The following is a 15,499-nucleotide window of genomic DNA, read 5'->3' as shown; positions in this document are numbered from 1 at the left end:
TTCTCTTAGTGAAAACGCACCTGTTCGTACATGTCTCTGTATTGCTCGGCGGACCGGGACCAGCTGAAGTCCCGGGTCAGGTCATACCGGACCAGGTTCTGCCAGTTTTCGGTGTCGTGGAACCGGCTCACGGCGTTCATCAGTGCGTGGTAGAATCCGTCTGTATCATAGGAATCGAAGACGAATCCGTTCCCTTCTCCCAGGGTGCAGTCGGAAATGGAGTCCCGGAGACCGCCGGTGGCCCGGACCACCGGAACGGTGCCGTAGCGGCAGGCGATCATCTGGGACAGGCCGCACGGCTCGCCCTTCGACGGCATCAGCAGAATATCCCCGGCGGCATAAAGCTGGTGGGAGATCCCCTTGTTAAATTCTATGAATGCCCGGGCCCGGTCCGGATGACGGTCCGCCAGTCCCCGGAAGTAGTCCTCGTAGAAATGATATCCGGTGCCCAGAACTGCGAACTGTACATCGTTTCCGCTCAGCACATCGTCCATCACCGGGGTCATCAGGTCGATGCCCTTGGCGGTCACCAGCCGGCTGATCAGTACAATCAGAGGAACATCCCGCTGCGGGAGCCCGGCCATTTCCTGGAACGCCCGCTTACATTCTTTTTTGCCCGAAAGGTCCGCTGGGGAATAGCAGGCCGGGATGTACGGATCGTCCGCCGGGTCGTAGACGTCGGTGCTGATGCCGTTCAGAATGCCCCGGAGCTTGTAGGAACAGGCACGGATCATGCCGTCCAGACCGAAGGCACAGGCCGGATCCTTCAGCTCCTCGGCATAGGAAGGGCTGACGGTGGACACCAGGTTCGCCGTCTGAATGCCGCCCTTCATCAGGTTCACATCCCCGTTATATTCCACCAGGTGGGCCGCACCCTCCGGCAGACCCAGCACATCGGAGATCACTTCGGTGCCGTACCGGCCCTGATACTCCACGTTGTGAATCGTGAAGACCGTGGTGCAGTATTCCCGGTGATACAGTGCGTCCTGATAGACCGGCACCATGGCGGTCTGCCAGTCGTTGGCATGGATGATATCCGGATTGAATCCGGTGAACTCCATGGATTCCAGCACTGCCCGGGAGAAGAAGGCGAACCGTTCGCAGTCGTCATAATACCCGTAGAGGCCGTCCCGGCGGAAGTATTCCTCGTTGTCAATGAAGTAGACCGTCACACCCTCGTGCTGCAGACTGAAAACCCCCATATACTTCTTCCGCCAGGCCACCGGGATATCCTTGTGCCCCAGGAATTTCATGCGGCTCCGGTACTCCTGGGATACGGAACCGTAGAGGGGCAAAACCACCCGGCAGTCGATCCCCAGCCGGTTCAGTTCCTTCGGCAGGGACCCGGCCACTTCTCCCAGACCGCCGGTGCCGGCGAACGGCTGCACCTCCGGGCTGACGAACAGCACCTTCAGTTTTTCGTCCGGCGGGGCGATCTGCCCGGCGGTTTTCGTCTCCAGACGGCTGCGCTTCTCTTCGGCCAGCTTTGCGACTTCTCTGGCGGAGAGCTTGGCCGGCTCTTCCCTGGCGGAGAGCTTGGCCGGCTCTTTCCTGGCAGCGAGCTTGGCTGGCTCTTCCTTGGCAGCGAGCTTGGCCGGCTCTTTCCGGGCGGCTGCTCTCTTCTTCGCCGGTTTCTTCTCGGCGGACTTCTTCGTTGCTTTCGCCGCTGCCTTCGCAGCAGTCTTCCGGGCAGCCGGTTTCTTCTTTGCGGCTGGCTTCTTCGCCGGTTTCTTCTCCGGTTTCTTCTCCGCAGCCTTCGGTTCCGGCTTCTTCGCCGGGGTCTCTGCCGGTGCCCCGGCTTCCTCTGCTGAAGGAGCAGCTTTCGTTTTCAATGCCGGGGTCTCTGCCGGTGCTTTCGCCGCCGCGGAAGCCTTCGTCAGGGTTGATTTCTTCACTGTCATGAAATGGCCTCGCTTTCCGTTCGTTCTATCTGAAAAAAATGGTGTGTGCGATGGGGACAACCGGTATACCGGTTGCGTAATCTTGTTCTAAAAATACCGCCGGAACGATTGAAAACACACGGTTTTCGTCGAAATACCGGGGCGGATATTTAATTTAACGTATTATACCATATTCTTGAATATGGGTCTACGTTGGGATATAATATTAGAAAGATTGTTTTTGCGAATATTCAGCCATGAATGGAGAGCGACATGACAGTGAAGAAGGACATCATATCGGAACAGAAATATCTGTTCCATCAGGGAAAGAATTACAGGACATATGACCTGCTGGGCGCCCATCCTGCAGGGAAGAAACCGGAAGACGGCATTGTATTCCGGGTATGGGCCCCCCGGGCGCAGGCTGTTTCCCTGGTCTCTGACCGGAACGGCTGGGATCCGGAGGCGGAACCGATGGTGCAAATGGCGGATGACCCGACCATCTGGGAACTGACTGCGAAGGAGATGCGGGTCGGTGACTTATATAAATACGCCGTAACGGCAGATGACGGCCGGGTGATGTTCAAGGCCGATCCGTACGCCTTCGAAAGTGAGAAGGGAACAGTGGACGAAGGGCACCAGATGGCATCCCGGGTCAGTGACCTGGCGTACTTCTACCAGTGGGGGGATCAGGAATGGATCCGGAGCCGGGACGGCCGGAACCACTATGAATCTCCGATAAATATCTATGAAGTGCATCTGGGATCCTGGCGTCACCGGAAGGACGGCAGTGTCATGAGTTACCGGGAACTGGCGGGGAAGCTGATTCCGTATGTGAAGAAAATGGGTTACACACACCTGGAAGTCATGCCGCTCACCGAGTATCCGTTCGAGGGATCCTGGGGGTATCAGGTCACCGGATATTTCAGTATCACGTCCCGGTACGGCACCTCGGATGATTTCAAATATTTCGTGGACAGCTGCCACCGGGCGGGCATCGGCATTATCATGGACTGGGTGCCGGCTCATTTCCCGAAGGACGCCCACGGACTGATCGATTTCGACGGCCATCATCTGTATGAGGACAGTGAACCGAACCGGATGGAACATAAGGGATGGGGCACCCGGGCTTTCGACTTCGGCCGGCCGGAAGTCCTGAGTTTCCTCATTTCCGATGCGTTCTTCTTCTGTGATGTCTATCATATTGACGGCCTCAGGGTGGACGCAGTGGCGGCCATGCTGTATCTGGATTATGACCGGAAGGCAGGGGAATGGACGCCGAACCAAAACGGCGGAAGAGAGAATCTGGAGGCGATCCACTTCCTGCGGGAGGTCAACAGTGACGTTTTGTCCTCCTTCCCGGGGGTCATGATGATCGCCGAGGAATCCACCGCCTGGCCGATGGTGACCCGTCCGCCTGAGGACGGGGGCCTGGGATTCAATTATAAGTGGAATATGGGATGGATGAATGACACGCTGGCGTATTTCTCCAAGGATCCGATTTTCCGGGGCGGGATGCATCATAATCTGACGTTCTCCATGACCTATGCATACAGTGAGAATTTCATTCTGCCGATTTCCCACGATGAAGTGGTTCACGGCAAGTGTTCCATGCTGAGCAAGATGCCGGGAGAATATGATGATAAGTTTGCCGGCCTCCGGTCCTTCTTCGTCTATATGATGACCCATCCGGGAAAGAAGCTGATGTTCATGGGGGCGGAGTTCGGACAGTTCATTGAATGGGACGAGAAGAAGGAACTGGACTGGATGCTGCTGGACTATGAGAAGCACCGGAAGCTCCGGAATTTCGTACAGGAACTGAATCATTTCTACAAGGAGCATCCGTCCATGTGGAAGAAGGATGACGTCATGGAGGGGTTCCGCTGGATCGATGCGGATAATGCCCAGGACAACACCTTCACCTATTACCGCACGGACGGGGCGGCGCCGGATCCGGAGGTGGAACTGGTGGCGCTGAATCTGTCCGGACTGGACTTCCCGGTATATGACATCGGAGTGCCGGATGCAGAATATTACGAGGTCATGATTGACACGGACCGGACCGGCTTCGGGGGCACCGGATTCCGCCGGAAACGCCGCTATCATGTGGAGGAGGGGCCTTGCAACGGGTATGAACAGCATATCACCGTTCCGCTGCCGAAGTTCTCCGGCATTATCCTGCAGAAATGCGGGGATTCCCATAGTGCGAAGCCGAAGAGCACCGGAAAGAAGGCGAAGAAGGCGCCGGTGAAGAGGGCACAGAAGAACAACGGGAAGAAAACCCCGGCGGCGAAGAAGCCCCGGACGGCACACACAGAAAATACAATGAAGAAATAGACTTTTCAGGAGGGATGACATCATGATGAAGAAGAAATGTGTGGCGATGCTGCTCGCCGGCGGACAGGGCAGCAGACTGATGCCGCTGACCAGGGATATCGCCAAGCCGGCCGTGCCCTTCGGCGCCCGTTACCGGATCATCGATTTCCCGCTGTCCAACTGTACCAATTCCGGCATTGATACGGTGGGTGTGCTGACCCAGTACCAGCCGCTGGATCTCAACGATTACCTGGGCACCGGCGTGCCTTGGGACATGAACCTGAGAATCGGCGGTCTGCACATTCTGCCGCCGTATCAGCGGGAGGATGGATCCGACTGGTTCAAGGGGACGGCGAATGCGATCTATCAGAACATCGGGTTTATCCGGCGCTATGATCCGGACTATGTGCTGATTCTGTCCGGGGATCATATTTACAAGATGAACTACGACCGGATGCTGCAGGAGCACATTCAGAACAAGGCGGACTGCACCATTGCGGTGATTGACGTGCCGATGGAGGAGGCATCCCGCTTCGGCATTATGAATACAGATGACAAGGGGCGGATCTACGAATTCGAGGAGAAGCCGGCCCATCCGAAGAGCACCCAGGCATCCATGGGCGTGTATATTTTCAGTACGGACAAGCTGATTCAGTATCTGGAGGCCGATGAGGCGGATCCCCGTTCTTCCAACGACTTCGGGAAGGATATCATTCCGAAGATGCTGGCGGATGAGTGCCGGCTCTTTGCCTATCTGTACAAGGGATATTGGAGAGATGTGGGGACGCTGCAGTCCTACTGGGCGGCGAATATGGATGCGATCGGCATGGATCCGTCGATTCCGGAGCGGCTGGTTCTGAATGACCGGGGCTGGCGGATCTACTACCGGCATAAGTACAGTCACCCGCAGTATATCGGACGGAAGGCCGATGTCCGGCGGAGTATCGTGGGAGACGGTTGTGATTTGGACGGCCGGGTGGAACATTCGGTTTTGTTCAGTGATGTCACCATCGGCGAGGGTGCTGCGGTGAAGGACAGCATCATCATGGAAGGCGCCGTGGTGGAGCCCGGGGCCCGGGTGGAGTACGCAATCGTGGACCGGGGGGCATTCATCGGTGCGGGTGCCCGGGTCGGCGGTCCGGTGGAGGACGGAAAGCTCACGGTTCTGGCGGATCACGTTCGGATCGGGGAAGGCGCTGTGGTCGCCGCCGGCATGGAAGTGACGGAAGATATAGAGAAATAGGGAGGACAGCAGCATGGATATGGCAGGAGTAATTTTTGCGGATACTTACGACGTGGAGCTGGATCAGCTGACGGAGAAGAGAAATCTGGCTGCGGTTCCGTTTGGATCACGGTACCGGCTCATTGATTTCGCACTGTCGAATCTGGCGAATTCCGGGGTGCGGAATATCGGCATTATCACCAGTATTAATTATCAGAGTATGATGAGCCACGTCCGGGGCGGAATGGACTGGGACCTGGAGCGGAAGAGAAGCGGACTTTCGGTTCTTCCGCCGTTCGCCACCATGGGGGCCGGGGATGTGTACCACAACCGGCTGCATGCGCTGGAGGCGAATCTGAACTTTCTCCGGAACCTGGAGGAGAAATATGTGATCCTGTGCAGCTGCAATTATGTGGCGAATATCAATTACCGGAAGATGCTGGATTTTCACATCCGGACGGGGGCCAGGCTGACGATGCTCACTTCTTCCCGGCTCCGGTTCAATCAGAAAGGAGTGCGCTGCGGGTGCATGCGGGCGAATGATGACGGCCGGGTGACGGATGTGGCAGTGACGAAGGATCTGGAACCGGGATGGGATTTGTCCATGAATACATTTATCATGGAACGGGAAGATCTGGTGGAGCTGTTGTACGATGCGATCCGGACCGGAAAGGAAAGTTTCCGCCGGGATATCGCCGACAAGCTGGCGCAGACGGACCGGGTCATGGAATACCGGGCAGAGGAAGAGACGCTGCTCATCGACAGTCTGCAGGGGTATTTTCAGGCTAACCTGGCGCTGCTGGACGGGGAGACCCGCCGGGGACTCTTCGCTTCGAAGAACGGGGCGATCATTACGAAGGTTCATGACAGCTGGCCGACAAAGTACGGCGACCAGGCGAAGGTGGAAAATTCTCTCATTGCAGACGGTGCGCTGGTGGAGGGAACGGTCCGGAATTCCATTCTGTTCCGGGGTGTTCATATCGCAGAGGGTGCCACGGTGGAGAATTCCATCATATTCCAGAACGCCACGGTTTCCGAAGGTGCCAGACTGAATTATGTGCTGGCGGACAAGAACGTGTTTGTGGAACCGGACCGCATTCTGTCCGGGTACATCACCCATCCGTTCTTCCTGGAGCGGAACACCCGGATTTAGCGGAAGGCCCGGAGCGAGGAGAAGGCCGGCGTGAGGAAGGCCCGGACTGTGCGTAACGCCCGGGAATTCCGATTCACCCGGATTCTCAGTCGGTAGAAAAGCAATGCCTCAGGGCAGAAAGGAATTATGAAGTCACCAGTTTTATTTGATTCGAGAGATCCCCGGTTCCGGATGCCGGTGGGCGCCGTGCCTTCCGGCACGAAAGTCTGGTTCCGGGTACTTGTGGATGAGGCGCTGGAGCCCTCCTGCGGGAAACTGATCGTCGAATTCGACCGCAATCACAGCACGGCAGATTATCCGATGGAGAACATCGGGCGGAGTGCGGACGGATATTACCGTTTTCAGACTGCCGTTACGATTCAGGACACCGGGCTGTACTGGTACAGCTTCGTCTTCCGGACGAAGGAGGACTGGATCAGTGTGGGCCGTTCGGCAGAACAGAACCGGGCGGAAATTCAGGCGTCCCCGGAGGCCTGGCAGCAGACAGTATACCGCCGGAAGTATCCGGCGCCTTCCTGGCTGGAAGGGGGCGTGATTTACCACATTTTCGTGGACCGATTCGCCCACAGCGGGCCGTATGTGCGGGAGAACGGAAAGGTGACCCGGGAAGACTGGGGCGGCATGCCGGGCTACCGGCCGGACAGCAGCGGCAGGATTCTGAACAACGATTTCTTCGGCGGCAATCTGCAGGGGATTATCGAGAAACTGCCTTATCTTCAGGATCTGGGCGTGACCTGTCTGTATCTGAGCCCGATCTTCGAAGCGTATTCGAATCACAAGTACGATACGGCGGACTACATGCGGGTGGATCCCATGTTCGGCACGGAGAAAGATCTGAAGCAGCTGTGCCGGGAAGCCGGAAAGCGGGGCATTCGGATCATGCTGGACGGGGTGTTCTCCCATACGGGTTCTGACTCGAAGTATTTCGACCGGTACGGCACTTACGGCGGCACCGACGGCGCTTACGGTCATCCGGATTCCCCCTACCGTTCCTGGTATTACTTCCATCAGTATGAGCAGTACGAAACCTGGTGGGGCATTGACACCCTGCCCCGGATTAACAAAGAAAACCAGGACTACATCTCCTTCATCTGCGGCCCGGACGGCGTGGCCCGGCACTGGCTCCGGGACGGGGTCAGCGGCTGGCGGCTGGATGTGGCGGATGAACTGCCGAACTCCTTCCTGAAGAAGCTGGCGGAAGCGGTCAAAACCGAGAAACCGGATGCGCTGCTCATGGGAGAAGTCTGGGAGGATGCGTCCTCCAAGATCGCCTACAGCGAACGGAAGAACTACTTCGAAGGGGACAAGCTGGATTCCGTTATGAACTACCCTTTCCGCACCGGCATCATCGATTTCCTGCTGAGCGGAGACGCCCGGAAACTGGCGGAGATGGTGGAAACCATCGGGGAGCATTATCCCCCGGAGGTCATGAACTGTGTCATGAACATTCTGGGTACCCACGATACGGAGCGGATCCTGACTGTGCTGGGCGGGAAGGATCTGGGCGAAAACCCGACCCGGCAGCAGCAGGCTGCGGAAGTGATGACGCCGGAAGAACGGCGGACCGGGGTGAAGCGGCTGAAAGCGGCGGTGCTGCTGCAGATGACGCTGCCGGGGGTTCCCTGCGTGTATTACGGTGACGAAGCGGGGCTGGAGGGGTATCGGGATCCCTTCAACCGGAAGTGCTTCCCCTGGGGGGAAGAAGATGCCGAGATTGAATCCTGGTACCGGGAGATCATCCGGATCCGCCGCTCAATGCCGGTTTACCGGACGGGAAAGTACGCCACCCTGCAGACCGACGGCGGACTGTATGCTTTCGTCCGGTGGGACGGAAATGATCAGGCTGTCACGGCGGTGAACGCCGGATCCGTGGAAGAAAGTCTGCTGGTTCCGGGCATCTGGACGGACCTGCTGACCGGGGCGTCGTTTCAGGATGATGTTCTGATGGCGCCCGGGGATCTGCGGCTGCTGACCCGGCGCACTGCCCCGGAACAGAAGAAAGAAGGAGAGGATATGTCATACAGAGAGAATTATGAGAAGTGGCTGGGCAGTCCGGCGGTGGATGAAAGGACAAAAAAAGAACTGGAAGCCCTCTCGTCCGATGAGAAAGAAATCGAGGAACGGTTTACCGCCATGCTGTCCTTCGGAACGGCGGGCCTTCGGGGTATCATGCGGGCGGGACTCAACGGAATGAACGTGTACACCGTCCGCTATGCCACCCAGGGGCTGGCGAACCTGATCCTGTCCTGTGGTGAGGATGTGGGCGGCGGCGTGACGATCGCTTACGATTCCCGGAACAACAGCCCTCTGTTTGCGTCGGAAGCGGCAGGGGTGCTGGCGGCCAACGGAATTCACGTGAACCTGTTCGACGAACTCCGGCCGACTCCGGAACTGTCCTTTGCCCTGCGGGAGACCGGGTCCATCGCCGGCATCAACATCACGGCCAGCCACAATACGAAAGAGTACAACGGGTACAAGGTCTACTGGTCCGACGGGGCCCAGCTGCCGCCGGAGCATGCGGCGGAAGTTTCCGCACAGATGGAGAAACTGGACATTTTCGATGATGTGAAGACCATGGATCCGGAAGACGGGAAAGCCCGGGGTCTGATCACCATGCTGGATCGGTCCATGGACGAGAAATATCTGGAGAAAGTGCTGGAACAGAAAGTGGGCGACCGGTATGTAAAGGAAGCGGCGGAGGATCTGACGATTATTTACACACCGTTCCACGGCAGCGGCTACCGTCTGGTGCCGGAAGTGCTGCGTCGGCTGGGTATGAAACATGTGCTGACCGTGCAGGAGCAGATGGTGATCGACGGGAATTTCCCGACAGTGAAGTCCCCGAATCCGGAGTTCGTGGAGGGATTCGCCATCGCCATCGATATGGCCAGGGCGAATAACGTGGATCTGATCATCGGCACGGACCCGGACGGGGACCGGTGCGGCATCGTGGTTCGCAACGGTGAAGAGTACCAGTCCCTGAGCGGCAACCAGCTGGGCGTCCTGCTGCTGGATTACCTGATCCGGGCCCGGCGGGAGAACGGAACCCTTCCGGAGAATGCTGCGGCGGTGAAGAGCATTGTTTCCACCACCATGGCGAACCGGGTGGCGGCGGACAACGGCGTGAAACTCTTCGAGACCCTGACGGGATTCAAGTACATCGGAGAGAAGATCAAGGAATTCCTGGCCTCCGGCGACTATTCCTTCCTGTTCGGTTTCGAGGAAAGCAACGGCTACCTGGCGGGCACCTACGCCCGGGACAAAGACGCTGTGGTAGCCTCCATGCTGACCGCAGAAATGGCATGCTATTACCACACAAAGGGTATGAATCTGTATGAGGCCCTGCAGGCGCTGTACGAGCAGTACGGATGGTTCCGGGAAAAAGTCGTCTCCCACACTGTGGAAGGGTTCGACGGTCCGGAGAAGATGGCAAAGATGATGTCGGATCTCCGGCTGGACCCGCCGAAGACGTTCGGCGGTCTGAAGGTGCTTCGGGTCAGGGATTACCAGAGCGGTGAAATCCGGGATCTGACCGACGGCAGCACAGAACCGACGGGACTTCCGTCCAGCAACGTGCTCTTCTACGAACTGGAAGAGCAGTGTGCGGCGGTGATCCGGCCGTCGGGGACAGAGCCGAAGGTTAAGTTTTATGTTATGGTCCGGGGAGAAAACCGGGAGGATGCCGAGGCACGGCTGGAAGCTGTGACAGCGGACGGCACAGCGCTGCTGGGCCAGTAAGGAAAGATGAATCAAGAGGCCGCTGCGGAAACGATGAAATGAAAATCGGTTCCGCAGCGGCCTCTGTTGGTATGGTGGGTGTATGGGTTGAGTTGCGCAGGTTGAGTCGTGAAGATTGTATACAAACTGCGATTGTGAATCCATGCATTGCCGCAGACGGGCGAATTGTACACGAATCGTGGTTGTATATTGCCGCAAGGTGCGGAATGGCCATTTTCCCCGTTTCCGCACCTGAATTGGCGGATGCCAGGGTGCGAAAATCAAATTTAATCTTGAATTAAATATTCACCGGCGGTCTGAAGGTGCGGAATGGGCAGAAATGTTCATTTCCGCACTATGTGATGGCGCATCGGTATCTGGGTAATTGAATGAAAATCCAAACACCTCGGGGATGGCGTTTCTGAATCTCCGCTTTGCGGATGATTCTCTCTGTCGGGTGAATATTGACTGATATTCCTGTGTCATTATGCATCCGCAGATAATTAGCGCTGATTATTCAATTCGTGCCCGGATCGGCCGGGTGCGAAAACAGGATTTTTTGTTTTTCCGCACCTGTGAATTTCCGGCCGCCGCACAGCTGGATCGAAACCGAAGCAATTCGAGTGCGAAATCCGGAAAAACTCGAATTTCGCACCCGCCCGGCCGCTGCAGACCATGGTGTGACCGGCCGGAACCCGCCCCCGCATCTTAATGAATAGGCAATGATGCGCCGGGCGCTTCCTCTGCGTATTTTCCGCTCAGGCTGAATGCGTGGTTCATCGGACCGGAGCCCTTCCCCAGATCCAGCATGGCGCCCAGTGCGCCGGAGATATATTCTTTCGCCCGGCCCACAGAATCGTCCAGTGGGAATCCTTTCGCCAGGTTGGCGGCAATGGCGCTGGAAAGGGTGCATCCTGTTCCGTGGGTGTTCGGGTTGTGGATGCGCTTTCCCCGGAACCAGAGTATTTCACCGTCTCTGCAGAGCAGGTCGTTTGCATCGTTCAGGCTGTGGCCGCCCTTCAGAAGGGTGCAGCATCCGTACCGGCTGGAGATTTCCCGGGCGGCGGTAATCATGTCTTCTTCGGAGGTGATGGCTCTGCCCGAGAGCTGCTCCGCTTCCGGAATGTTCGGCGTGATCAGTTCCGCCAGGGGCAGGAGGTATTCGGTCAGGGATGAGATGGCATCATCGCTGATCAGTTTTGCTCCGCTGGTTGCCACCATGACGGGATCGAGCACAATATGGGAGGCCCGGTATTCCTTCAGTTTCCGGGCGATGACCCGGATCAGTTCTGCTTCGGAAACCATGCCGATTTTCACGGCGTCCGGCCGGATATCGGTGAAAACCGCATCCAGTTCTTCTGCGAGAAAGTCCGGTGTCACGTTCATGATATCGGTTACACCGGTGGTATTCTGTGCGGTCAGTGCGGTGACGGCGGTCATCCCATAGGCACCGTTCATGGTGATGGTTTTGAGATCCGCCTGAATTCCGGCGCCGCCGCTGGAATCACTGCCCGCAATGCTTAGTACTGTTTTCATATGCGTCCTCCATTCTCTTTTCTACGTAGCCGCAGTAGCCGCAAGAAAAAACGTGCGAACCGGACCGGATCGCACGAAAAGAAAATACTCCTCATCATTTCCCTGCGTTGGCATTATCCAAATCAGGTCACAGGTCAGGAACTGCGTCCACTCTCAGCCCTTTCGAGCCCCCTCTTAACCTCATTATAGTATGGGGCATTCTGATGTCAAGGTGAGGGCGGCATCAGCGTCTCCCGTATTCTTCCGTAATGGTGCGGATGGTGCGGGCCAGTTCCGGGGTGAATGCCTCCGCTTCCATCTGCCAGCGCCAGCTTCCTTTCGGAATCCCCGGGGTATTCAGCCGGGCCCGGCTGTCCAGATTCAGCCAGTCCTGCATCGGGATCACCGCCAGGCGGCATCGGCTGTTCATCGCCAGACGGATGAGCAGGTGGGCCAGGTATTCTTCCGGAATCCGGTATGTATCTCCGCCTCGGACCGTCCCCAGGGTCCGGGATACGAAATCCTGTTCCCACTCCGGCAGTTTACGGTACCAGCCCCGGGAAGTGTCGTTGTCATGGGTGCCGGTGTAGACCACGGATCGGTCGGTCTTGTAATTTTGGGGAAGATACGGATTGTCCTCGCCGGAATCGAAGGCAAACTGCAGCACTTTCATGCCGGGATATCCGGTTTCCTGTATCAGCTCGTAGACGTCATCGGTCAGGAATCCCAGGTCTTCCGCAATGAAGCGGATCTTTCCCAGTGCATTCTCGATGGTCCGGAACAGTTTCATGCCGGGGCCGGGAACCCAGCGGCCGTTCAGCGCAGAGGATGCCGCAGCGGGAATGGCGTAGTAGGAAGCCAGTCCGCGGAAATGGTCGATGCGGATCACGTCGTAGAGAACGGATGCCCGTGCCATGCGGAAAAGCCACCAGTCCAGCACCGCCTCCGTATTTCCGTCCCAGTCATAAAGCGGATTGCCCCACAGCTGCCCCTCTTCCGAAAATGCATCCGGCGGGCACCCGGCTACGGCGACAGGTTTCCGGTCCTCTCCCAGCTGGAAAATTTCCGGATGTGCCCAGCAGTCCGCACTTTCCAGCGCGACGTAGATCGGGATGTCACCGATAATTTCCACCTGCCGGTCCGACGCATATTCCCGGATCCGCTGCCATTCCTGCTGGAATTCATACTGGAGCCATTTCAGATAGAGAAGATCTTCCCGGTGAGAAGAGACAAAGGAATCCATCGTTTCCAGGTCTCGGTCCCGGAGCCCCTCCGGCCAGTCCGCCCAGGGGGATTCCCCCTGTTCTTCCTGAATCAGACGGAAGAGACAGGCGTCATCCAGCCAGTCTTCGTTCTGCAGCGTGAAATCCAGAAATCCGCCCTCCGCCGGCTGTGCTCTCCAGCGGCGGAAGGCGGTGCGGTAGAGTGTGTCCCGGACTTCGTTCGAGGCGGTGTAACAGATGGCGGCCGGGTCATCCGGGTGATTTTTTGTCCATTCCCTGCGGGCATCGTCATACGCCCCGGCCGCCTCATCCAGCTCAGCTGCAGTCAGCAGCCCGCGGGCCGCCAGATCGTCGGGGCTGATGAAGTAGTGGTTGCCGGCGAAGGCAGCATCGGACATGTAGGGGGAGTCCCCGTTGCCGGCGGGATTCAGGGGGAGGATCTGCCAGTAGCGCTGGCCCGCATCATGCAGCCGGTCGATGAAGGCGTAGGCCTCCCGGGAGAAGCATCCGGCGCCGTAACGGGAAGGGAGAGAGAAAACCGGGAGGAGAATGCCGGCGGAACGGGTTGCGTTGTTTTTTTCGATGTTGGAGTGGGTCATAGGGTGCCTTTCTCTTTTTCTTGACAGTCGTTTCCACCATTGTATCATTGAACACCCGGGGCGGGTAGAAGGAACTTCTGGGCCGGAATGGGGCGGGGCGTGCCCGGATACTTTACGGAATCCGGTTTCCTGTGATATACTATTTTAGTTTAGTAAACCGCGTCAGGCGGAGCATCAGTAATACACAAGGGGAATCGAAAGATGGAAATCAAGGATATCGAACTCAGAGCCATCCATCAGGAGCCTGAGAAATATGCGGATCGTGAAATCACCGTGCGTGGCTGGGTCAGACAGAACCGCAGTTCCAACAAGTTCGGCTTCATTGCGCTGAATGACGGATCTTTTTTCAAACCGGTACAGGTAGTTTATGAAGCGGATGCCATTGATAATTACGGGGAGATTGCGGGGCTGGCTCTGTCCTCCGCCGTCCGTGTCACGGGCACCCTGGTTCTGACACCGGAGGCGAAGCAGCCTTTCGAAGTCCATGCAAAGGAAATCGTTGTGGAGGGGCCGTCGGACCCGGATTATCCGCTGCAGAATAAGCGGCACAGCATGGAATTCCTCCGGGAAATCGCCCATCTCCGTCCGCGGAGCAACACGTTCCAGGCGGTATTCCGCGTCCGCTCTCTGGTGGCGTACGCCATCCATCAGTTCTTCCAGGAAAGAAATTTCGTCTACGTTCACACTCCGCTGATCACCGCCAGCGATGCAGAAGGAGCCGGCGAAATGTTCCAGGTTACCACTCTGGATCTGGATAATCCGCCGCGCACCGAGGACGGTGCGGTGGATTACAGCCGGGATTTCTTCGGGAAGAAAGCGAACCTCACCGTCAGCGGTCAGCTGGAAGGTGAAATCTTCGCCCATGCGTTCCGGAATATTTATACCTTCGGACCGACTTTCCGGGCGGAGGATTCCAACACCACCCGCCATGCCTCTGAATTCTGGATGATCGAACCGGAAATGGCCTTCGCTGATCTCAACGACATGATGGATGTGGCCGAAGACATGGTGAAGTACATTCTGAACTATGTCATGGAGAAGGCACCGGAGGAAATGGAGTTCTTCAACAAGTTCATCGACAAGGGGCTTCTGGATCGTCTCCACCATGTGGTGAACTCCGATTTCCAGCGGGTCACCTACACAGAGGCGGTAGAACTTCTGGAGAAAAGCGGTGCAGACTTCCAGTACCCGGTGTACTGGGGCGTGGATCTGGCGACGGAACACGAACGGTATCTCACGGAGCAGATCTTCAAAAAACCGATTTTCGTCACCGATTATCCGAAAGAAATCAAGGCCTTCTACATGAGAGCGAACGAAGACGGCAAGACCGTGGCGGCCTGCGACATGCTGGTACCGGGAATCGGCGAGATCATCGGCGGCAGCCAGAGAGAAGAACGGTACGACGTGCTGAAGGAGCGGATCCGGGAACTGGGCATGGATGAAGCGGATTACTGGTGGTACCTGGAGCTGCGTAAGTACGGCGGCGTAACCCACTCCGGTTTCGGACTGGGCTTCGAGCGCATGATCATGTATGCAACCGGCATGGGCAACATCCGGGACGTTCTTCCGTTCCCGAGAACACCGAAGAACGCCGAGTTCTAATACGCCGGACACCGCACAGATAAGGTGCGCCGGACAGCGGGGCAGAACCAGCCCTGCCGGAAAGAGGGACCCCATCCCGGAGAATGAAAATCCGGGAATGCGGTCCCTTTTTCAGTATGCGCCCGGCGGGCGCAAGCCGCCCGGAAGCCCTTCAGCTGCCCGGCGCCTGCGGACTGACTGAACATTTGGAAAACCGTTGCCCAAGGCCCGGTTTTTTGGTATAATCGAGTTGTTACGGAGAGCCCGGCCACATTAAATAGTCAGAATTATGA

8 protein-coding genes are annotated in these 15,499 nt (G+C 57.3%); 5 read left to right on the top strand and 3 right to left on the bottom strand.

The window, feature by feature from the left end; genetic code table 11:
* Positions 1-5 precede the first annotated feature (5 nt).
* Positions 6-1,901 (bottom strand): glycogen synthase, encoded by a 1,896-nt coding sequence (locus BLQ24_RS05110; RefSeq protein WP_242869593.1) that lies wholly within the window; start codon positions 1,899-1,901, stop codon positions 6-8.
* A gap of 252 nt (positions 1,902-2,153) precedes the next feature.
* Here BLQ24_RS05110 and glgB point away from each other — a divergent pair, with 252 nt between their 5' ends.
* The 4 genes from glgB (at position 2,154) to BLQ24_RS10480 (ending at position 10,309) form a co-directional block, all read left to right on the top strand.
* Positions 2,154-4,217: a 1,4-alpha-glucan branching protein GlgB gene (glgB, locus tag BLQ24_RS05105; protein ID WP_090163406.1), complete on the top strand. Its 2,064-nt coding sequence runs from the start codon at positions 2,154-2,156 to the stop codon at positions 4,215-4,217.
* A gap of 22 nt (positions 4,218-4,239) precedes the next feature.
* Entirely contained in the window at positions 4,240-5,439 is a 1,200-nt protein-coding gene (locus tag BLQ24_RS05100) for a glucose-1-phosphate adenylyltransferase (RefSeq protein WP_473234636.1), read from the top strand.
* 19 nt (positions 5,440-5,458) lie between these two features.
* On the top strand, positions 5,459-6,571 hold the full coding sequence (glgD, locus tag BLQ24_RS05095; protein WP_173328005.1) for a glucose-1-phosphate adenylyltransferase subunit GlgD: 1,113 nt from the start codon (positions 5,459-5,461) through the stop codon (positions 6,569-6,571).
* 126 nt (positions 6,572-6,697) lie between these two features.
* Entirely contained in the window at positions 6,698-10,309 is a 3,612-nt protein-coding gene (locus BLQ24_RS10480) for an alpha-amylase family glycosyl hydrolase (RefSeq protein ID WP_090163345.1), read from the top strand.
* A 687-nt stretch (positions 10,310-10,996) separates the two neighbouring features.
* On the opposite strand, the gene thiD is transcribed toward BLQ24_RS10480, so the two are convergent.
* Both thiD and malQ read right to left on the bottom strand, forming a co-directional pair.
* Positions 10,997-11,824, bottom strand: a complete 828-nt coding sequence (thiD, locus tag BLQ24_RS05075; RefSeq protein ID WP_090163339.1) for a bifunctional hydroxymethylpyrimidine kinase/phosphomethylpyrimidine kinase — start codon at positions 11,822-11,824, stop codon at positions 10,997-10,999.
* Between the two features lie 223 nt (positions 11,825-12,047).
* On the bottom strand, positions 12,048-13,625 hold the full coding sequence (gene malQ, locus BLQ24_RS05070) for a 4-alpha-glucanotransferase (RefSeq protein WP_176755864.1): 1,578 nt from the start codon (positions 13,623-13,625) through the stop codon (positions 12,048-12,050).
* A gap of 207 nt (positions 13,626-13,832) precedes the next feature.
* Here malQ and asnS point away from each other — a divergent pair, with 207 nt between their 5' ends.
* A complete protein-coding gene (asnS, locus tag BLQ24_RS05065; RefSeq protein WP_090163401.1) occupies positions 13,833-15,227 on the top strand; it encodes an asparagine--tRNA ligase in 1,395 nt (464 codons plus the stop codon).
* Positions 15,228-15,499: the final 272 nt, after the last annotated feature.

The organism is Eubacterium pyruvativorans, from assembly GCF_900102225.1.
Classification (GTDB): Bacteria; Bacillota; Clostridia; order Peptostreptococcales; family Anaerovoracaceae; genus Aminicella; species Aminicella pyruvativorans.
This window is presented reverse-complemented; position numbering and strand designations above follow the sequence as displayed.